Source organism: Actinoallomurus sp. NPDC052274, assembly GCF_040679475.1.
In the GTDB taxonomy this organism is placed as follows: Bacteria; Actinomycetota; Actinomycetes; order Streptosporangiales; family Streptosporangiaceae; genus Actinoallomurus; species Actinoallomurus liliacearum.
This window is the reverse complement of the sequence record NZ_JBFAUT010000075.1, coordinates 20,989-38,747: the sequence shown is the minus strand read 5'-3', so window position 1 is coordinate 38,747 and position 17,759 is coordinate 20,989. Positions and strand designations below refer to the sequence as shown.

Annotated in this window: 21 protein-coding genes and 1 pseudogene; 10 read left to right on the top strand and 12 right to left on the bottom strand. The window is 73.1% G+C overall.

The window, feature by feature from the left end:
• The first annotated feature begins 108 nt into the window (after positions 1-108).
• Positions 109-1,275 (top strand): AMP-binding protein, encoded by a 1,167-nt coding sequence (locus tag AB0K82_RS39265; protein WP_364407205.1) that lies wholly within the window; start codon positions 109-111, stop codon positions 1,273-1,275.
• A gap of 57 nt (positions 1,276-1,332) precedes the next feature.
• On the opposite strand, the gene AB0K82_RS39260 is transcribed toward AB0K82_RS39265, so the two are convergent.
• On the bottom strand, positions 1,333-1,746 hold the full coding sequence (locus tag AB0K82_RS39260) for a ribonuclease domain-containing protein (protein WP_364407203.1): 414 nt from the start codon (positions 1,744-1,746) through the stop codon (positions 1,333-1,335).
• A gap of 166 nt (positions 1,747-1,912) precedes the next feature.
• Here AB0K82_RS39260 and AB0K82_RS39255 point away from each other — a divergent pair, with 166 nt between their 5' ends.
• Together AB0K82_RS39255 and AB0K82_RS39250 are read left to right on the top strand one after the other, a co-directional pair.
• Positions 1,913-2,296: a hypothetical protein gene (locus tag AB0K82_RS39255; protein ID WP_364407201.1), complete on the top strand. Its 384-nt coding sequence runs from the start codon at positions 1,913-1,915 to the stop codon at positions 2,294-2,296.
• Between the two features lie 257 nt (positions 2,297-2,553).
• Positions 2,554-3,888 (top strand): RNA polymerase sigma factor, encoded by a 1,335-nt coding sequence (locus AB0K82_RS39250; protein ID WP_364407198.1) that lies wholly within the window; start codon positions 2,554-2,556, stop codon positions 3,886-3,888.
• 125 nt (positions 3,889-4,013) lie between these two features.
• On the opposite strand, the gene AB0K82_RS39245 is transcribed toward AB0K82_RS39250, so the two are convergent.
• Positions 4,014-4,949 (bottom strand): NADP-dependent oxidoreductase, encoded by a 936-nt coding sequence (locus AB0K82_RS39245; RefSeq protein WP_364407195.1) that lies wholly within the window; start codon positions 4,947-4,949, stop codon positions 4,014-4,016.
• A 112-nt stretch (positions 4,950-5,061) separates the two neighbouring features.
• Between AB0K82_RS39245 and AB0K82_RS39240 the strand changes: the two genes are divergently transcribed.
• Positions 5,062-5,466 carry a helix-turn-helix domain-containing protein gene (locus tag AB0K82_RS39240; RefSeq protein ID WP_364407193.1) on the top strand — a complete coding sequence of 135 codons (405 nt, stop codon included), beginning with the start codon at positions 5,062-5,064 and terminating at the stop codon, positions 5,464-5,466.
• Positions 5,467-5,473: 7 nt separating this feature from the next.
• Here AB0K82_RS39240 and AB0K82_RS39235 read toward each other — a convergent pair whose 3' ends face one another.
• Positions 5,474-6,628 (bottom strand): NAD(P)/FAD-dependent oxidoreductase, encoded by a 1,155-nt coding sequence (locus tag AB0K82_RS39235; RefSeq protein WP_364407190.1) that lies wholly within the window; start codon positions 6,626-6,628, stop codon positions 5,474-5,476.
• Between the two features lie 110 nt (positions 6,629-6,738).
• On the opposite strand from AB0K82_RS39235, the gene AB0K82_RS39230 reads away from it, so the two are divergent.
• Positions 6,739-7,473 carry a TetR/AcrR family transcriptional regulator C-terminal domain-containing protein gene (locus AB0K82_RS39230; protein WP_364407188.1) on the top strand — a complete coding sequence of 245 codons (735 nt, stop codon included), beginning with the start codon at positions 6,739-6,741 and terminating at the stop codon, positions 7,471-7,473.
• 61 nt (positions 7,474-7,534) lie between these two features.
• Entirely contained in the window at positions 7,535-8,125 is a 591-nt protein-coding gene (locus AB0K82_RS39225) for a GNAT family N-acetyltransferase (protein WP_364407185.1), read from the top strand.
• On the opposite strand, the gene AB0K82_RS39220 is transcribed toward AB0K82_RS39225, so the two are convergent.
• The 4 genes from AB0K82_RS39220 to AB0K82_RS39205 all read right to left on the bottom strand — a co-directional run bounded on the left by AB0K82_RS39220 (position 8,084) and on the right by AB0K82_RS39205 (position 12,419).
• Positions 8,084-8,614, bottom strand: a complete 531-nt coding sequence (locus tag AB0K82_RS39220) for a CbiX/SirB N-terminal domain-containing protein (RefSeq protein ID WP_364407182.1) — start codon at positions 8,612-8,614, stop codon at positions 8,084-8,086. The genes AB0K82_RS39225 and AB0K82_RS39220 overlap by 42 nt on opposite strands.
• Positions 8,611-9,798, bottom strand: a complete 1,188-nt coding sequence (locus tag AB0K82_RS39215) for a uroporphyrinogen-III synthase (protein ID WP_364407179.1) — start codon at positions 9,796-9,798, stop codon at positions 8,611-8,613. The genes AB0K82_RS39220 and AB0K82_RS39215 overlap by 4 nt, the downstream gene beginning before the upstream one ends.
• Positions 9,795-11,462 (bottom strand): nitrite reductase small subunit NirD, encoded by a 1,668-nt coding sequence (gene nirD, locus AB0K82_RS39210; RefSeq protein ID WP_364407176.1) that lies wholly within the window; start codon positions 11,460-11,462, stop codon positions 9,795-9,797. The genes AB0K82_RS39215 and nirD overlap by 4 nt, the downstream gene beginning before the upstream one ends.
• Positions 11,463-11,558: 96 nt before the next feature.
• Complete coding sequence (locus tag AB0K82_RS39205; protein ID WP_364407173.1) at positions 11,559-12,419, bottom strand: (2Fe-2S)-binding protein; 861 nt, start codon at positions 12,417-12,419, stop codon at positions 11,559-11,561.
• 53 nt (positions 12,420-12,472) lie between these two features.
• Between AB0K82_RS39205 and AB0K82_RS39200 the strand changes: the two genes are divergently transcribed.
• Entirely contained in the window at positions 12,473-12,655 is a 183-nt protein-coding gene (locus tag AB0K82_RS39200; protein WP_364407170.1) for a hypothetical protein, read from the top strand.
• 43 nt (positions 12,656-12,698) lie between these two features.
• Here the strand turns inward: AB0K82_RS39200 and AB0K82_RS39195 are convergent, their stop codons facing one another.
• A complete protein-coding gene (locus AB0K82_RS39195) occupies positions 12,699-13,703 on the bottom strand; it encodes an RNA polymerase subunit sigma-70 (protein WP_364407167.1) in 1,005 nt (334 codons plus the stop codon).
• Positions 13,704-13,767: 64 nt separating this feature from the next.
• Positions 13,768-14,184, bottom strand: a complete 417-nt coding sequence (locus AB0K82_RS39190) for a VOC family protein (protein ID WP_364407164.1) — start codon at positions 14,182-14,184, stop codon at positions 13,768-13,770.
• Positions 14,185-14,367: 183 nt separating this feature from the next.
• Here AB0K82_RS39190 and AB0K82_RS39185 point away from each other — a divergent pair, with 183 nt between their 5' ends.
• From AB0K82_RS39185 to AB0K82_RS39175, 3 genes are all read left to right on the top strand, one after another.
• Positions 14,368-14,949 carry a TetR family transcriptional regulator gene (locus AB0K82_RS39185; RefSeq protein ID WP_364407161.1) on the top strand — a complete coding sequence of 194 codons (582 nt, stop codon included), beginning with the start codon at positions 14,368-14,370 and terminating at the stop codon, positions 14,947-14,949.
• A gap of 162 nt (positions 14,950-15,111) precedes the next feature.
• Complete coding sequence (locus AB0K82_RS39180) at positions 15,112-15,306, top strand: hypothetical protein (protein ID WP_364407159.1); 195 nt, start codon at positions 15,112-15,114, stop codon at positions 15,304-15,306.
• Between the two features lie 3 nt (positions 15,307-15,309).
• Positions 15,310-16,410, top strand: coding sequence for a serine/threonine-protein kinase (locus tag AB0K82_RS39175; protein ID WP_364407156.1), 1,101 nt, complete (start codon positions 15,310-15,312; stop codon positions 16,408-16,410).
• Here AB0K82_RS39175 and AB0K82_RS39170 read toward each other — a convergent pair.
• From AB0K82_RS39170 to AB0K82_RS39160, 3 genes and pseudogenes are all read right to left on the bottom strand, one after another.
• Positions 16,386-16,784 (bottom strand): NAD-binding protein, encoded by a 399-nt coding sequence (locus AB0K82_RS39170; protein ID WP_364407213.1) that lies wholly within the window; start codon positions 16,782-16,784, stop codon positions 16,386-16,388. The two genes, AB0K82_RS39175 and AB0K82_RS39170, sit on opposite strands and share 25 nt — an antisense overlap.
• Positions 16,693-17,058 (bottom strand): annotated as a pseudogene (locus tag AB0K82_RS39165) (NAD(P)-binding domain-containing protein); the annotation flags it as partial. The pseudogene AB0K82_RS39165 and the gene AB0K82_RS39170, both read right to left, overlap by 92 nt.
• A 113-nt stretch (positions 17,059-17,171) precedes the next feature.
• Positions 17,172-17,753 (bottom strand): TetR/AcrR family transcriptional regulator, encoded by a 582-nt coding sequence (locus AB0K82_RS39160; RefSeq protein WP_364407153.1) that lies wholly within the window; start codon positions 17,751-17,753, stop codon positions 17,172-17,174.
• Between the last annotated feature and the right edge of the window lie 6 nt (positions 17,754-17,759).

Sequence of the window (17,759 nt, the reverse complement as noted above, 5' to 3'; positions counted from 1 at the left end):
GCCACCGCGATCTGGCACAACCACCACACCGGCGCACCAGTCACCAGATCACTGACCGCCTTCGATCACTGACCACATCGGAACTACTCGTCTAGGCTGATCGGCGTCATGAGCCGAAGCCTGCACGCCGTCATCCTGCCGCCCGGGCCGTCGCTGTTCCGCCGCCTGGAGGCGGCGCTCGACGGCACCGGCCCGGCGATCTGCCCGCTCTCCCCCGAGCTGCCCGCCCCCGCCCTGACCCGGCTGCTCGACGCGCTCCGCCCGTCCTGGGTGGAGACCGCCGACGGGAGCCGGCGGTACGCCTGCGGTACCGGCTGCGCGCCGGGGCCGGCGGTGGCCGACGACACGGCGGTGCTGATCGCCACGTCCGGGTCGACCGGCGCGCCGAAGGTCGTGGAGCTGACGGCGACGGCGCTCCGGCACTCCGCCTCGGCGACGCTGTCGCGGATCGGCGCCGAGCCCGGGGACCGCTGGCTGTGCTGCCTGCCGACCAGCCACATCGCGGGCGTTCAGGTCCTCATCCGGTCCCTGGTCGCCGGCACCGACCCGGTGATACACCCGCGGTTCGACGTGTCAGAGGTCGCGGGATCCGGCGCTGCGCACATCTCGGTGGTGCCGACCCAGCTACGCCGCCTCATCGACGCCGACGTCGACCTGCGCGGTCTCCGGTCGATCCTACTCGGCGGGGCGGCGCCGCCGCCCGACCTCGTGGCGACGGCCCGCGCGCGCGGCGGTCGGGTCTTCACGACGTACGGGATGAGCGAGACCTGCGGCGGCTGCGTCTACGACGGCGTGCCCCTCGACGGCGTGTCCGTCGAGATCGGCGCCGACGGGCGCATCCGGCTGGCCGGCCCGGTGCTGTTCGGCGGCTACCGGCTGCGACCCGAGCTGACCGCCGCCGTCCGGGACGGCGCGTGGTTCGTCACCCAGGACCTCGGCGTGCTCGAGGACGGGCGGCTGCGGGTGCGGGGCCGGGCCGACGACGTCATCGTCACCGGCGGGGAGAAGGTCGTGGCGGGCGAGGTCGCGGCGGTGCTGGCCCGGCATCCCGGCGTACGGGACGTCGCCGTCGTGGGCCGCGACGATCCCGAATGGGGGCAGCGGGTGACGGCCGTCGTCGTCCCCGGCGACGACCGGCCGGGCCTGGAGGAGCTCCGCGCCTGGGTCCGCGCGGAGCTCCCCGCGTACGCGGCGCCGCGCCGGCTCGAGCTCGTCGAGGAGTTGCCGCTGCTCCCCTCCGGCAAACCCGATCTGGAGCGCCTGCGCCGAGGCTGAGCCGAGGGCGTGTCCGGTGGAGCCCGTCCGTGGCGGGCGGCGACCCGCCGGACGCGCTTAGAGCTGGTAGAAGTCGGTGTAGTGGTTCGGCGAGAACCAGGTCACGCCGGTGCTGCGGTTCACCACGATCCGGTACGCGTCGCGCGCGGCGCCCTTCGCGCGGGAGTACACGTCGTACTCGTAGTAGGTCGCGCCGCTGGGCAGCTCGCCCTCCCGGTTGTAGAAACGGCCGCCGGTGTAGTTGTACTTGCCGTCCGGCCAGGAGTACCAGCCGCTGGTCGTCGGGTAGCCCTTGGACGCCCAGATCGAGTCGGCCGAACGGGCGTCGGCGCACCGCGAGATCGTGCAGGAGCCGTAGACCGACGCGCCGGCGTGGGTGACGCCGACCACGCCGGCCACGGACGCGGTCGCCGCGACGGTGACGGCGAGCCGGACCGGCCAGGTGAAGCGAGTGCGTTGGCGGGTGTGCACGGAGCCTCCTTGTCAGGGGGACGGTCACCCGTCATGATCAGTGTTGTCAGGACATCATTGAAGCCCCGAACCGCCAAAAAATGGTGAATTCTTCCACTGGGTCAGGTAACCGCCCGTGCGACGCCACGGCCCGGCGGGCCCGGCGGCTCTGGGAGAATCCGTCGTCGTGGTGGTACGCCCTGCATTCGCCCTGTTGATGTTGATCGCCGCCGCGGGTTGCGCGAGTGAGCGCCATCCGCAGGCGCGGCCGACCCTGTCCCTGGTGATCCCGACACCGTCACCGTCCCCCACCGGCCGGCCGCGACTCGCCCGTCCCGGCACGGAGTGCGGCCAGGTCACCACCGTGACCGGCGGCCGTGCCACGGTTCAGGTCGTACGCGGCCGGACGAGCTGCGTCGAGGCGATGAGCGTCTTCGAGAAGTACAACGACCCCGACACTCCGGCGGAGGGCACGGCCGGCCTGGTGGTCATCGGCCACTGGACCTGCGGCACTCATGGCACGATCACCACGTGCACCTCGAAGCTCGCGACGATCCGCACCCATCGCTGAGGCCGGCCACGCGGAGTGGCCTTGGTCACACCCGGTGACGACCCGCCGGGACGCTTACCCCGCAGGTCGGGCGGGGTGCTGATAGCCTGTGCGGTTGGCAGGCGAGGGGGGCTTTGCCGTACCCGGGCGCGTGCACACGTGAAAGTTTCCGCTCTGCGGGAACAACCCGGCCATAATCGTGCGTTTCCGATAGTGCGCGCGCAAGCAGACGACATACGTCCCATACCGCTAGGACACGAAGGGAGGGAGGTGTCCTCATGCCGCGAACCGCTGCTGCGACCATGCCCGCAGGGCTGACGCCTTTCGAGGAGCTTCTCGACCGTGGCCGTTCTCAGGGGCACCTCTCGCTGGACGAGGTGCGCAATGCCTTCCAGGAAGCCGGCATCACCCCCACGCAGGGCCGCTCCATCATCCGCCAGCTGACCGACGCCGGAGTCCGACTGGCCAGCGAGGACAAGACCGAGGCCGCGTCCACCAAGAAGGGTACGGCCACTGTCAAGAAGGCCAAGCCCGCCCGCGCCAAGACGGCGGGCAAGGCGAAGGTCGCCAAGGCCGAGGCGCCGCGGGCCGAGACCGGGTCCGAGCACCCGGCCGACCCCGAGGCGGTGGACGCTCCCGTCGCCGAGCTCGAGTCCGATGACTACGAGGTCGACGCCCCGACCGACCTGGACGACCAGTCCTCGGTCATGGGCGACTCGGTGCACACCTACCTCAAGGCGATCGGCCGCCGGCAGCTGCTCACCGCGGCGCAGGAGGTCGAGCTCGCCAAGCGCATCGAGGCGGGACTCTACGCCGAGCACAAGCTCGAGACCGAGACCGGGCTCTCCGAGAGCGACCGCGATGATCTCGAGCTGGTCGCCGAGGACGGCCGCCGGGCCAAGGCCCACATGCTCGAGGCGAACCTGCGGCTCGTCGTCTCGGTGGCGAAGAAGTACGCCGATCGCGGCCTGTCGCTGCTCGACGTGGTGCAGGAGGGCAACCTCGGCCTGATCCGCGCGGTGGAGAAGTTCGACTACACCAAGGGTTACAAGTTCTCCACCTACGCGATGTGGTGGATCCGGCAGGCCATTCAGCGTGGCTTCGCCGACTCCGCCCGCACGATCCGGCTGCCGGTTCACGTCCTGGAGATGCTGAGCAAGCTCAGCCGCGTCGAGCGGGACATGCACCAGCGTCTGGGCCGCGAGCCCACTCCGGAGGAGCTGGCCGAGGAGCTCGACAAGAGCCCCGCCCAGGTCCAAGAGCTGCTGCGGACCAGCCGCCAGCCGATCAGCCTGGACTCGACGATCGGCGAGGACGGCGAGACGCGCATCGGCGACCTCATCGAGGACACCGACAGCCCGGAGGCGTCCGAACTTGTCGACCGCCAGCTGATGGCCGACCAGCTGCGCCGCGCCCTGTCGGTGCTCTCGCCGCGGGAAGAGAAGATCATGGCGATGCGGTTCGGGCTGTACGACGGCACGCCTCGCACGCTGGACGAGATCGGCAAGCACCTCGGCCTGACCCGTGAGCGGATCCGTCAGCTCGAGAAGGAGTCGCTGTCCAAGCTGCGGCACCCGAGCAACGCCCAGCCGCTGCTCGACTTCGCCAGCTAGCGGACCGAGCCGACCGTACGGAAGGCCCGCCGGGAGCACCCGCTCCCGGCGGGCCTTCGCGTTCCGGTCCGCAGGGCGTCACGACCGATCAGCCCGCCGGGCGGGCGCCGCCACCTCCTGACCCATCAGGGCAGGAGCACCGGGCGGCCGCGCAGACCGCCCTTCTCCAGGAGACGGTGGGCCGTCGCCGCCTCGGTCAGCGGGAACGTACCGGCCACCCGCGGCGTGAGGCGTCCGTCGGACGCGAGCAGCGCCAGCTCGGCCAGCCGCGGCCCGTCGGCGCGGATCCACACGTTGGCGACCCGGGTGCCGCGCAGCGCCGGCGGGGCCGCGCCGCCGACGACGGCCGCGAACGCGCCCCCGCCGCGTACGGCCTCCAGCGCGGGGAGACCGACGACGGCCGCGTCGATCGCGGCGTCGACACCCCCGGGCACCACCGAGCGGACGGCCGCCGACAGCTCCCGCGTCCGGGGCACGAAGATCTCGGCGCCCAGCCCGCGGACCGGTTCCTCGTCCTGCGCCCCCGCGACCGCGACGACGCGGATCCCGCGCAGCGCGGCCAGTTCGGTGGCGAACCCGCCGACGGCACCGGCCGCGCCGGTGACCAGGAGGGTCTGCCCGGCCCGGAGGTTCAGGAGGTCCAGCGCCTGGTCGGCGGTGAGGGCGTTCAGCGGCAAGGTCGCCGCCGTCTCCGGGGACAGCCCGACCGGCCTGCGCGCGATGGCGTCCGCGTCCAGGACGACCTGGTCGGCGTGGGTGCCCAGGGGCAGGTCGAGCCGGTCGGACAGCCCGATGACCTCCTCTCCCTGCCCGAACCCGGCCACGCCGGGGCCGGTCGCCTCGACGACCCCGGCGACGTCCCAGCCGAGGCCGGTCACCTCGCGCGCCGCCATGATCCCGCCCTGGACGAGGTGACCGGCGCGGGTCGCGACGTCGACGGGGTTGACGGCGGCGGCACGGACCCGGACGCGTACCTGGCCGGGACCCGGCTCGGGAACCGGGACCTCGGCGAGTTCCAGGGCCTCCGGGCCTCCGTAGGAACGAACGACGACCGCGCGCATGGCGTAGTCCTTTCTCCGTGTGTCGGTTTGCGGTACACCGGAAACCTACGGACCGCTACTCTCTATCGGGAAGTACGTACCTGGAAGTGCGTAAGCAACCCTCGGGAGAGCCATGCCGACCCAGAGCGCCGCCGAACGGCGGGCCGAGGCCCGCGCCGCCTACGACGCCTACCTCACCACCTGCCCCGCCCGGGAACTGCTCGACCGGATCAGCGACAAGTGGGTCACCCTCATCCTCAACGCGCTGGCCGACGGTCCACGGCGCTACAGCGACCTGGGCCGGACCATCGCGGGCGTGAGCCAGAAGATGCTCACCCAGACGCTGCGGACCCTCGAACGGGACGGCATGGTGACCCGCACCATCACTCCGTCCGTGCCGGTCCGCGTCGACTACGAGCTGACCCCGCTCGGTGTGAGCCTGCTACCGCTCGTCCAGGCGGCGAAGGAGTGGGCCGAGACGCACATCGCGGAGGTCCACGCCGCCCGCGCGTCCTACGACGCGCCGGACGCCCTCTAGCGTCGCCTCAACGAGATCCGGCCTGGCGCTGGAACAACTCCAGGAGACCGCGCGCGCCGGACATGAGGGTCTTCAAGATGTCCGCGGACTCCCGCGCCGCCACGGCGGCGCGTTCGAACATCGCGCTCTCGTAGTCCCTGACCGCGGCGACCAGGTCGCCCCGTCCCGTGGCCAGCGCCAGCCCGAGTTCGACGGCGTCGAGCATGGCCATGTTGGCCCCCTCTCCTACCGGTGGCATCAGGTGCGCGGCGTCGCCGAGCAGCGTGACGCCGGGGACGGGCGCCCAGGTCAGGCCGATCGGCAGCATCATGATCGGACGGGGCACGAAGCGGTCCTCACACGCCTCGATCAGCGCGGCGCACTGCGGCGCCCAGTCGGCGAACGACTCCATCAGGGCCGCGCGGGCCCGCTTCCGGTCGTCGAAGGGGATGCCGCAGTCGTCCAGCCAGCCCTCGGGGGTGTTGAAGCCGAGATGGACGCGGACCCCGCCATTACCGTTGCGCTGGGCCGACAGGGAGCGGTCGGCGCCGAGGACCCAGTAGTTGCCGCGCCCGACCATGGCCGCGAGCTCGGGATGCGTGCGGTCGATGTCCGGGATGCCGCTCTCGACGGTGTTCAGGCCGACATGGAACGGGCGGGCGTCGGTGAGCAGGGGACGGACGCGAGAGCGGGCGCCGTCCGCGCCGACGAGCAGGTCACAGTCGGCGGTGCCGCCGTCGGTGAAGTGCAGCCGGTGCCCGCCGCCGGGCAGCGGGGTCGCGCGCTCGAAGACGCGTCCCCATACGACGGCGCTCTGCGGGAGGGAGTCGATCAGCAGCTCACGTAGGTCTGCGCGGTCGATCTCGGGCCGGCTCAGCGGGGCGTCGTCGGGAGTGTCCTGCCGGAGCAGCAGGGTCCCGTCGGGGTCCAGGAGACGCAGGTCCTGCCCCTCCGCGCGGGCGAAGGCCAGGAACTCCTCCCACAGCCCGGCCTCACGGAGGGCGCGCTGTCCGCTCTCGACGTGCAGGTCGAGCGAACCTCCCTGGGCGCGCGCGGCCCGGGAGGCGTCGCGCTCGTAGAGCACGGCGTCGATGCCGTGGACGTGCAGGACACGGGCGAGGGTCAGCCCGCCGGGGCCACCTCCCACGATCGCGATACGGGGGTTGTCGAGGGGAACGTTCATGAGATCTCAACTCTCTGTGTCGATACGGCGTATCGCACAATACACCGTATCGATCCATCGAGTGTATTGTTGTCCCGCGAAACGACGACCAGAGGAGATGACGAGGCCCGATGGCGAGACGACGAGACGCGGGCGGCGAGCCCACGTTGGTCTGGGAGCGCCCCGAGCCGCCGAGTCGGCCCGCGCCGAGCCCGCTCAGCAGGGACCGGATCGTCGCCGCCGCGATCCGGCTCGCGGACGCCGACGGGCTGGAGGCCGTGTCGCTCCGAAAGGTCGCCGCCGCGCTCGACGCCGGGCCGATGCGGCTCTACGGCTACCTGTCCACCAAGGACGAACTGCTGGACCTCATGGTGGACGCGGTGTACGGCGAGATCCCGCCGCCCGCGGCGGACTGCGATCGGCGCGCGGCGCTGCGGTCCCTCGCGCACGGTCTCCGGCGGGCCGCGCTGCGGCACGAGTGGTTCGCCGACCTGCTCGGCGGGCGACCGCCCCTCGGCCCCTGCGCGCTGGCCTATCTGGAGGCGTCGCTGGCCGCGCTGGACGGCACCCCCGGATTCACCGACGCCGACTCCGTGGCGCAGGCGTCCCGCACGATGCACGCGTACGTGGTCGGAGCGGTCCGGAACGAGGTCGCCGAGGCGCGCGCAGAACGCGCCACCGGCCTGGACGAGCGACGGTGGCAGGCCGCTGCCGGCCCGTACCTCGAGCGGGTGCTGGCCACCGGGCGCCATCCCGCGCTGACCAAGATGATCCGAGAGGGCACGCACCCCGACGCGGAGACCGCCTTCGACATCGGCCTCGAGCAGGTGCTCGACGGCATCGGCGCCCTGCTTGTCGACCGTTGACGCGTCTGCGCGCGCGGCCCGGACCGAAGGAGGCCGGGAACGTCCGGGAGAATGGCCGACCGTGAGCCCACGCGTAGAGATCCACTGGCCGACCTCAGCCGACGAGCGCCTACGTGCCGGTGTGCACCGGATGATCCACTCTGTCGTCGAGCTCGGCGGGGCGATCGGCTGGCTGACCACGCCCGACCGGGCGGAGACCGACCGGTGGCTGGACGAGGTCCTCGACCGGACCCGGGCGGGCGACGCCGCCCTGGCGCTGGCCCTCCTCGACGGCGAGGTGGCCGCCGGCGGCCTGTGGCGTCGCGGCGCCACCGACGTCTTCCGTCACAAGGCGGAGGTGCAGAAGGTCATGGCGCACCCGAAGGCGCGCGGGCTCGGGCTGGGCCGGTGTGTCCTGGAGGCCGTCATCGACCACGCCCGCACGAACGGCATCGAGGTGCTGACCCTCGGCGTACGGGGCAACAACCACGGCGCCATCGAGCTGTACGAGCGGCTCGGCTTCCGCGAGTGGGGGCGCCTGCCCAACGCGATCGAGGTCGGCGACCATCGGTACGACGACGTGCGGATGTTCCTCGAGCTGGGGCGTCCGGCCCACGTCATCCTGCGCGGCTCACCACCCGACGGTCCCGGATCCTCGCCCCGGCGGCCGTGAGCGCCTCGTCGTAACGGCGGAGGACGCCCCGCGCCAGCGCGTCGTGCACGCCCAGCGGCGGCGCGACCGCGTCGGCGCCCGCGGCGAGCATGCGGTCGTGGAAGTGGCCGGGTGCCAGCCGGAGGTGCCGGCCGCGCCCAGCACGACCGCGTCGGCGTGCCGGTCCGGTCCCAGCCGGTCGGCCAGTGCCCCGGCCAGCAGCGGATGCGGTCCCAGGGGCCGGGCGACCGTGACGTACGGGCCGGCGCGGCCGGGGATGTCGACCAGCGTGTGATAGCCGCGGCCGAGCATCAGCGGAACCGCCACGACCAGGCTCCGCCCGGCGGAAAGCCCGGCGAGGGCGTCCTCCAGGGACGGTTCGGTGATCTCGGCGTACGACTCGACGACGGTCAGTCCGGGGCGCAGGAGGCGGAGCCGGTCGAGGAGGGCGCGGATGACGGCGGCTCCGGCCGGGTCGCGGGTGCCGTGCCCGACCGCGAGCAGGGTCATACCGCCTCCGGGGCGCCGGTGCGCGGAGCGGCGGGCCCCGGACGGAGCGGTTCGCAGGCCAGCCGGTAACCGCGCTTGACCACGGTCTCGACGAGTCCGCCCCGGCCCAGGCCGCGGCGCAGCCGCGCGACCGCCATCTCCACGGCGTGCTCGTCCGGGTACGGGCGTCCCTGGCTCGTGCCGCCCGGCAGGGTCCGGCTCGGCAGCACGGTGCACAGTTCGGCGCGCGAGACCACGTGGCCGGGACGGCGGGCGAGGGCCCGCAGGATCGCCATCGGCGCCGGGGCGATCGGCTTGAGCTGCCCGTCGATCACCACGGCGTGTCCGCGCAGCTCGAGGGCGTGACCGGCCACGGCGACCCGGCTGGACCGCCGGACGGGCAGCTCGGCGGCGAGCGCCCGGACGAGCGCGCCGAGGCGGGCGCGTTCGGGGCGTACCGTCGCGACGTCCCGCTCCTCCAGCGGCGCGGCGGTCACCGGACCGACGCACGCGGCCACCACCTGGGTGCGCAGCGCGTCCAGCAGCGGATCCTCGAGGTCGTCCTCGGCCGCGACCGCCAGTGTCGCGGACACCGCCGCGGCGCTGGTGAAGGTGATCGCGTCGATGGTGCCGGCCACCGCCTGCCCGACGAGCCTGCGCAGCGGCGTCGGATCGTCCGTGCGGGCCCAGCGGTGGACCGGGACCTCCACGACGTCGGCGCCCGCGCGCCGCAGCGCGCCGGTGAGATGCGGCGTCGGCTCGCCGTAGAGCTGGACGGCGATCCGCCGCCCCCGGAGGTCCTCCTCCAGGAGGTGACGCAGGACCTCGTCGCAGTTCTCCGACTCGGGCGACCATGCCTCGGCCATCCCGGCGGCGCGCACGGCGCCCTTGGCCTTCGGGCCGCGCGCCAGGATGCGCACGTCGCCCAGGCGCTTGATCAGGTCGTCCCGCAGCCCCCAGCCGTCGGCCGTCTCCAGCCAGGCCCGAAGGCCGATGCCGGTCGTGACGATCACGTCGTCCACCGGGTCCGCGAGGATCTCGCGGGTGGCCGCCAGCAGCTCGGCGTCGTCGGCGAGCGGCAGCAGCCGGATCGCGGGGGCGTACACCACGCGGGCGCCCTTGCGCTCCAGCAGCGCCGACAGCTCCTCGTGCCGACGCGCCGCCGTGACGCCCACGGTGAATCCGGCCAGGGGCGCGTCGTTCACGACTCGGCCACCTCCACGCGACCCCCGGCACGCCGTATTCGGAAGGTCGGCACGGACACGGCAGGGTCGTCCAGGCAGCGGCCCGTGGCGAGGTCGAACACCTGCTTGTACATCGGGGAGGCCACGGTGGGAAGCCCGCCGCGGGTTCCGACGATCCCCCACGCCAGGACGTTCGCGCCACTGAACGGGTCGTGCCCGGACAGGGCGTACAGCGCGCCGTCGTAGGTGCGGAAGATCGCGACCTGCCGGTCGCCGACCAGCGCGCAGACGCCGCGCTCGGGCTGCAGGTCGTAGTCGCAGACGGCCGTCCACGTCCGCACGGCCGGTGTGCCGGTTATCGCGGGCGCCGGCGCCAGGGTCTCGGTCAACGGGTGCTCCCTTCGCTCCGCCCGCCCGGTCGCCGCCCGCCGACCGGGAACGCGCACATGCCGGTCAACGGGCCACCTCCTCCATCGCGGGCTTGATCTGGTCACGTTCGGGCTCGAAGACGATGCTCGGATCGGGCATGCCGGGCGCGTTGACGAAGGAGACGAAGCGGCGCAGCTTCTCCGGATCGTCCAGGATCGCCCGCCACTCGTCCCAGCACGCCGCCCAGGAGGGGTCTGCGCGTCGTCGCTGACGACGAGGCGCTTGTAGATCCCGGCGACCGGGTCGGTGTAGATGACGTCGAGGGCATCGGCGGACGGGGCGCCGAAGCTGGCGACGTCCACGCCCATCAGCTTGAGCTGGGTGGACAGGTCCGCGCCGGTGAACCGCGCCGCCCCGTCCAGCAGCCGGTCCGCGACCACCTCGGCCATCGTGAAGCACGGCCCGACCAGCCCGTAGACCATTCCGCCGACCAGGGCGCACTCGCCGATGGCGAAGACGCGCGGGTCCTCGGTACGGCAGGCGTCGTCGACGACGACGCCCCCGCGCGGCCCCACCGGCAGGCCGGCCGCGCGGGCGAGGTCATCGCGCGGGCGGACGCCGGCCGAGAAGACCACCACGTGGGCGGCCAGGACGACGTCCCCGGCCAGGCGCACCGCGCCGGGTTCGACGCGTTCGAGGCCGACGCCGGTGTGCACGGTCATGCCGAGGGCCTCGATGTGGCGGCGCAGCATCGCGCCGCCGCCCTCGTCGAGCTGGCGCGGCATCAGCCAGGGCGCCACCTCGACGACGTGGGTGTCCAGGCCGAGCCCCTGGAGCGCGCGGGCGGCCTCCAGCCCGAGCAGCCCCCCGCCGACGACCACACCGGCCGCTCGCCTTGACATAGTAAGGTCGCCGCCGGCCGCGGCGCGGAGCGCGTCGAGGTCCTCGATCGTCCGGTAGACGAAGGCGTGCTCGGCGCCCGGCACCGGCGGCACGAACGGCACCGACCCGGTGGCCAGCACCAGCGCGTCGTAGGGCAGGGTCTCCCCCGCGTCCGTGCGGACCGTACGGGCGGCGCGGTCGATCGCGGCGACCCGCTCCCCGGTCCGTACGACCACGCTCTCGTCGTGCGGCGGGTAGCCGAGGTCGGCGCCGTCGGTGAGGTAGGACGTCAGCGCGACGCGGTCGTAGGCCGCGCGCGGCTCCTCCCCGACCACCGTGATCCGCCACCGGTCGGCGGAGTCGCGCTCCCGCAGCGCCTCGACGAGGCGATGGGCCGCCGGACCGTGGCCGACGACGACAAGACGGCTGGTCATCCGAATTCTGTCCTCCCCGACGCGACCTGACCTCGATCTTGACCATCAGGCGTTTCGCGGCTGCGTCCCGCTTGTTACCGCTGTGCTACAAGCCGCTCACGTACGGCCTGACCTGGTAGGAGACGTCACCTCCTGGGCTCCGAGCCAGTCGAGGATCCCCTCGACCGTGTCCCGGCAGCCGCCGCAGCCCGTGGTGGCACGGGTCTCGGCCGCGACGTCGGAGACGTCCCGCGCGCCCGCCTCCCAGCAGGCGCGGATGTGGCCCTTGCTGACGTTGTTGCACGCGCAGACCGTCGCCGCGTCCGGCATCCGCACCGGCGTCTCGGCGGGCGTGACCGGGTTCAGCCCGTGGAACAACAGCGCCAGGCGGTCGGCCGACACCGGCGCCGCCCGGTCGTACAGCTGGGTGAGCATCCCCGCGGTGGTGGTCTCGCCGAGCAGGATGGCGCCGATCAGCCGGTCGTCCCGGATCACGACCTTCTTGTACGTGCCGCGCGCCGGGTCGGCGAAGCGGATCACCTCCGCCTCGTCGTCGCCGAGGTCGGTCTCGCCCATGGCGGCCAGCTCGATCCCGGCCGCCTTCAGCCGGGTGACCTGCCGCGATCCCCCGTACCGCGCGTCGCCGCCGGTGAGCAGGTCGGCGAGGATCCGGGCCTGCTCCCACGCGGGCGCGACCAGCCCGTACACCGTGCCCTGGTGCTGGGCGCACTCCCCGATCGCGTGCACGGCGGGGTCGTCCACCGAGCGCAGCCGGTCGTCGACGACGACGCCCCGGTCGACCGTGAGGCCCGCCTCGCGCGCGAGCCCGGTCCGCGGCTGGATGCCGCAGGCCAGCACCACCAGATCGGCGGGCAGCACCGTGCCGTCGTCAGCGGCCAGCCGGATGATGACGCCGCAGTCGTCGAGCGTGCGGAAGGCGACGACCCCCTCGGCGTCCAGCCCCGGCAGCGGCGGCACGACCGGGGCGCTGCCGGGACGAGGCCCGCCGGCTGTCCGGCGCCCTCATCGGCGTGGCGGGCGCGATCGGGGCGTTCGGCGGCGTCCTGGTCAACCTGGCCTTCCGCCAGTCGTTCCTGACCTACAAGACGGGCAACGGCGCGTACCTCGCCTTCATCGCCTACTACGTCCTCTGCGCCGCGGTGACCTGGGCGGTCTACCTCCGCCGGTCCCCGCGGCGACTGCCGGGCGTCTGAACGGGCGCGGCGCCGCCCCGCCGAGGGGCGGCACCGCGGGCCGTCAGAGCGTCGGCGGCAGGCCGAACCGCGGGAAGAGCGCCGGGCCGAACGTCGTGATCTCCTTGATCCGGCCGTCCTCGACACGCAGGACGTCGAACTTGAACGCCCGGAACTCCGCGTCGCCCGGCCGCCGCAGGTAGCTCGCCGCGGTCGGCATCCGGTTCGCCGACGTCGGGACGAGACGCCAGTCGCCGTCCCGGTCCGCCCCGAACGCCCGCTCCAGGAGCGGCACGAGCGCCGCCAGGCCCTCGTAGCGGTACGGGTAAGGCGGCATCGTGACGCGCACGTCCTCGGCCGCGATCGCGATGGCGGCCGCGGCGTCGCAGCGTTCGTGCGCGTCGATGAACCGGTCGAGCAGCGCACGCTCCGCACCGCTCAGCCCACCCGTCGACCACTCGGTGCGGCGCGCCGGCAGTTGCCGCTGCATCGTCGCGCGGGCCCGCTGCAGCGCGCTGTTGGCCGCGGCGACGCTCGTGCCCAACAACTCCGCCGTCTCCGCCGCCGACCGGGCGAGCACGTCGCGCGCGAGGAACGCCGCCCGCTGTCTCGGCGGCAGCGCCTGCAGGGCCGCGACGAACGCCAGCTCGATCGTCTCCCGCTCGACCACGACCGCGTCCGGTCCCTCGTCGGCCGGCGCGGCCTCCTCGAGCAGGCCGTCCGGGTACGGCTGCAGCCACGGCACCTCGGCGAACGAGCCGGCCCGGACCGGCCGGCGGGCGGCGCGCCGGAGCAGGTCCAGGCAGACGTTCGTCGCGATCCGGTAGAGCCACGCCCGGAACAGCGTGTCTCCGTCGAAGCCGTCCCGTCCTCGCCAAGCCCGCAGGAACGTCTCCTGCACGGCGTCCTCCGCCTCGTCGAAGGACGCCAGCATCCGGTAGCAGTGGACGTGCAGCTCACGCCGATGCCGCTCGGTGAGCGCGGCGAACGCCCGCTCGTCGCCCGCGACGGCCGCGGCGATCTCGCCCCTCGGGTCCGGCCGGCGCGTCGCCTCGGCGGTACCGGTCATGAGACCTCCTTCGTCGGCCTCATGACCACGGTGCTGTGCTCACCGATGCCCTCGCTTCGCTCGGTCATGAGGCGCCGCCGCCGCGCCGGACCTGCTGGAGCAGCCAGCCGTTGCCGTCCGGGTCGATGAAGGAGGCGAAGTCGGCGTAGTCGCGCTCCTCCGCGTCGCGCCCCGGCACCGGGCCGCCGGCCTCGTGGTGGAAGACCTCGCTCACCTCCAGGCCGCGCCCGACGAGTTCGGCGCGCACGGCCTCGATGTCGGCCACCACCAGATGCAGGCCCTGCACCGCGCCGGCCGTCTCCTTGTTCGTCATCAGCGCGATCGAGCAGGCCGAACCCGGGGGCGTGAGCTGCACCACGCGGAAGTCCTCGCCCGCGCTGAAGTCGACGTCCACCGTGAAACCGGCCTTCTCGGCGTAGAACGCCTTCGCCTGGTCCACGTCCGAGACGGGGACGACGATGAGTTCGAGCTTCATCTCCATGGTGCTGTCTCCTCGGGTCCGGTCGGCCGATCGCCGACATCCTGGCCCATGTAACGACAGCCCTCCGACGAACTCATCGGTCTCGCGATGAAGATTCTTCTCGAGGTACGCCGCCAGCGCGTTCCCGGTGACCACCGGGCAATATTTGACCGATCGGTCTACATTCGACTAGCGTCCTGAGGCGTGGCGAGGACGAAGGAGTTCGATCCGGACGCCGTGCTGCGGAAGGCGATGGAGCTGTTCTGGGAGCGCGGGTACGAGGCGACGTCGATGGCCGACCTCGTCGAGCATCTCGGCATCGCGCGGGCGAGCATCTACGCCACCTTCGGCGGCAAGCACGAGCTCTACCTCAAGGCGTACGAGCGGTACGCCCGGACCCGCGATCTGAACGTCGTCGAGCTCCTGTCCCAGCCGGGCCCCGTGCTGCCGGCCGTACGTACGCTGGTGCGGTCCTACGCCGAGGAGTCGGCGGCCGATCCGCACCGGCGCGGGTGCATGGTCGTGAACACCGCGGTGGAGCTGGCGGGTCGGGACCCGCAGGCGGCCCGCCGGGTCGAGGCGAGCTGGGACACGGTGGAGACCGCCCTGACCTCCGCGCTGACCAGGGCGCGGGCCCAGGGCGAGCTGCCGGCGGACAAGGACCCCCGCGCGCTGGCCCGGTTCCTCCTCGTGCTGCTGCAGGGGATGCGGGTGCTCGGCCGGGCCCACCCGGAGCCGGCGCGTCTCCGCGACGCGGCCGAGCAGGCCCTGGCTGCCCTCGCCTGAGTACCGCCCGTCCCGGCCGGGCGGCCGTACACAGCGAAGCCTGACGGCAGGTCGGGGACCCCTCGGCGAAAGAGGCGACAAGGATGCGACAGATCTTCCTTGCGTCACACGGACGGCGCTCGGCCCCTTCCCCGTGAATTGACACTTCGTCAAACTCGTTTCATGACAGAGGCGTACTCCATTACCCGCGCGCGGCCGATCCTCGGCGACCTGGCCCGCCGTGTCGCCGCCGCCGGTGAACCACTCACCCTCACCGACCACGGGCGGGCCATAGCCACCCTCATGCCGCTGACCCGGGAACAGCGGCATCAGGAGGCCCACCGTCCCTCCGTGCGCCTGTGCACGGATCGGCGCTGAACCATGCCCGAGCAAAGGCTGGTCGCCGGCCGCTACCGGCTCATACACCCGCTCGCCGAAGGCGGCTTCGGCCTGGTCTGGAAAGCCCACGACGAGTTGCTTCGCGCCGACGCGGTCATCAAGGAAGTCCGCCTTCCCCCCACGGCTGACCCCCACGAGAAGGCCGAACGGCTTACCTACGCCGAGCGGGAGGCCCGCAACGCCGCCCGGCTACGCCACCATCCCGGCATCGTCCCGGTCTACGACGTCGCCGTCGAGGATGGCAGGCCCTGGATCGTCATGCAGCTGGTCGATGGGGGCTCGCTGGAAGATCGGCTGCACGCGGGGCCGCTGCCGGCGGCCGAGACCGTCGAGCTCGCCGACGCTCTCCTCCAGGCCCTGGACGCGGCCCACCGCGTCGGCGTGGTCCACCGCGATGTCAAGCCCGCGAACGTCATGCTCGCCGACGACGGCCGGATTCTGTTGACCGACTTCGGCATCGCCACGCACCTGGCCGAGACCCGTCTCACCGTGGACGGCTCGATCATCGGATCCCTGGAGTACATGGCCCCCGAACGCCTCAACGGCGATCCCGGTACCCCCGCCGGCGACCTGTTCTCCCTCGGCGTGACCCTGTACCAGGCTGTCGAAGGCACCTCTCCCTTCCGGCGCGGCTCCTACCCGGCCACCATGGCCGCCATCGCCCGAGAGTCGCCCCCGCCCCCGCGCCGCGCCGGACGGCTCACCCCGCTCATCCGCGCACTACTGGTCAAGGACCCCACGGGCCGCCCCACCATCCCCGAAGCCCTCGCCCTCCTCCACTCCCGGCCCCCGGCGAGAAGAATCGAAAGGGACCGAAGAAAGGGAAGGAACCGAAGAAGAAAACGCCGCCCAGCGCGCCCGTCACCCGGCCGGTCCCTCGCCGGGCAACCGGTTTCCGGCCACCCGCGGTCAGGCGTGATCGCCGGCTCGCCCGTGGAAGCTCGTGGCCGCCCAGGGTCCTCCCGCGACGCGGCCGAGCAGGCCCTGGCCGCCCTGAACCGAGCCCGGCCGTCCGCGGGCCCGCCGGCCGCTCGCCGTGAACGGTCGGCGGGCCGTGGTCAGGCGGTGAAGGCGGCGAAGTAGGCGGCCGCCATGTCCTCGTCCGCGTGGCCCGCGAGGCCGGCCCGCCGGAAGCGTTCGCGGGCGGCCTCCATGACGTCCATCCGGACCCCGGCGGAGGCGCCCGCCGCGCAGATCAGCCGGGTGTCCTTCTCGGCGCCCGCCACGGTGAAGGTCGGCGAGAAGTCGTTCTCGATGATGGCCGCGGCCTTCTGCCAGCTTGAGCCGGCTGCCCGCACCCGCGGGGCCGAGCCACAGCGTCTGCTTGCCGACCGCGTCGAACACCGGGCGCAGCGGTTCCCGTGCGGTCTCCGGCCCGGAGGCGAGCACGACGAGGTGTCCCTGCTCGGCGGGTTGCCGGCTGCCCTGCACCGGCGCGTCGACGAACACGAGACCATGCCGCTCGGCGATCTCGCGCAGGCCGTCCAGCGGGGCGAGGCCGACCGTGCTCATCTGCGCCCAGACCTGTCCCTCCCGCAGGCCCGGGGCGGCCTGCTCCATCGCCTGGCGCACGGCCTCGCCGTCGTTCAGCATCGTGATGATCACGGTGGCGCCCTCCACCGCCTCGGCGGGACCGTCGGCGACCTTCAGGCCCTCGACGGCCTCGGCCTTCGCCCGCGTGCGGTTCCAGCCCCGCAGGTCGACGCCCCGCGCCAGCAGGTTGCGGGCCATCGCCGCGCCCATGATCCCGGTTCCGAGCAGTGCCACGGTCATCGGTCCATCTCCTCTTTCTTGACCGTTCATTACATATTTTGGGCACGAGAGGGCGCCGAGCGCCCGTCACGTCACGGCAGCACGCCGAGGGCCGTCTCGACGACGCCGGCCAGCCGCCGCCGGTCGGGCCCGGCCTTGGCCATGACACGCAGCCCCTGGATGGCCGTGATGAAGAAGTCGGCCAGCCCCGGGACGTCGGCGTCCGGAGGGAGTTCCCCGCGCTCCCGCGCCCGGGTGAGCGCGGCCGCAATCGACTCGCGCACTCCCCCGAGCGCGTCGGCGACGATGCGCCCCGAGACGGCGTCGTGCGGAAGCCGTTCGACCGCGGTGTTCGTCACCAGGCAGCCGCGCCGGTCGGCGTCCCGCGCCGCCTCGTCGACCAGCGACAGCAGCAGGTCGCGGATGACATCGCGGACCGGAACGTCCCGTTCGAGGCGGGCCGTCATCCGCGCCGACGACATCTCGACATAGCGCCGGAGGGCCGTCTCGTAGAGGCCGTCCTTGCTGCCGAAGGCCGCGTAGAGCGAGCCGCGCCCCAGCCCGGTCGCCTCCACCAGGTCCTGGATCGAGGTGGCCTCGTAGCCGCGTCGCCAGAACAGCTCCATCGCCGACCGGACGACCGTGTCGGTGTCGAATTCCCGGGTCCGTGCCATGCGGAG

What these genes read in the sequence shown, in the direction of transcription:
- AB0K82_RS39265 (WP_364407205.1), top strand. Translation starts at nt 109, where the DNA reads ATGAGCCGAAGCCTGCACGCCGTCATCCTGCCGCCCGGGCCGTCGCTG.
- AB0K82_RS39250 (WP_364407198.1), top strand. Translation starts at nt 2,554, where the DNA reads ATGCCGCGAACCGCTGCTGCGACCATGCCCGCAGGGCTGACGCCTTTC.
- AB0K82_RS39245 (WP_364407195.1), bottom strand. Translation starts at nt 4,949, where the DNA reads ATGCGCGCGGTCGTCGTTCGTTCCTACGGAGGCCCGGAGGCCCTGGAA.
- AB0K82_RS39240 (WP_364407193.1), top strand. Translation starts at nt 5,062, where the DNA reads ATGCCGACCCAGAGCGCCGCCGAACGGCGGGCCGAGGCCCGCGCCGCC.
- AB0K82_RS39235 (WP_364407190.1), bottom strand. Translation starts at nt 6,628, where the DNA reads ATGAACGTTCCCCTCGACAACCCCCGTATCGCGATCGTGGGAGGTGGC.
- AB0K82_RS39230 (WP_364407188.1), top strand. Translation starts at nt 6,739, where the DNA reads ATGGCGAGACGACGAGACGCGGGCGGCGAGCCCACGTTGGTCTGGGAG.
- AB0K82_RS39220 (WP_364407182.1), bottom strand. Translation starts at nt 8,614, where the DNA reads ATGACCCTGCTCGCGGTCGGGCACGGCACCCGCGACCCGGCCGGAGCC.
- nirD (WP_364407176.1), bottom strand. Translation starts at nt 11,462, where the DNA reads ATGACCAGCCGTCTTGTCGTCGTCGGCCACGGTCCGGCGGCCCATCGC.
- AB0K82_RS39195 (WP_364407167.1), bottom strand. Translation starts at nt 13,703, where the DNA reads ATGACCGGTACCGCCGAGGCGACGCGCCGGCCGGACCCGAGGGGCGAG.
- AB0K82_RS39190 (WP_364407164.1), bottom strand. Translation starts at nt 14,184, where the DNA reads ATGGAGATGAAGCTCGAACTCATCGTCGTCCCCGTCTCGGACGTGGAC.
- AB0K82_RS39180 (WP_364407159.1), top strand. Translation starts at nt 15,112, where the DNA reads ATGACAGAGGCGTACTCCATTACCCGCGCGCGGCCGATCCTCGGCGAC.
- AB0K82_RS39175 (WP_364407156.1), top strand. Translation starts at nt 15,310, where the DNA reads ATGCCCGAGCAAAGGCTGGTCGCCGGCCGCTACCGGCTCATACACCCG.
- AB0K82_RS39170 (WP_364407213.1), bottom strand. Translation starts at nt 16,784, where the DNA reads ATGGTCTCGTGTTCGTCGACGCGCCGGTGCAGGGCAGCCGGCAACCCG.
- AB0K82_RS39160 (WP_364407153.1), bottom strand. Translation starts at nt 17,753, where the DNA reads ATGGCACGGACCCGGGAATTCGACACCGACACGGTCGTCCGGTCGGCG.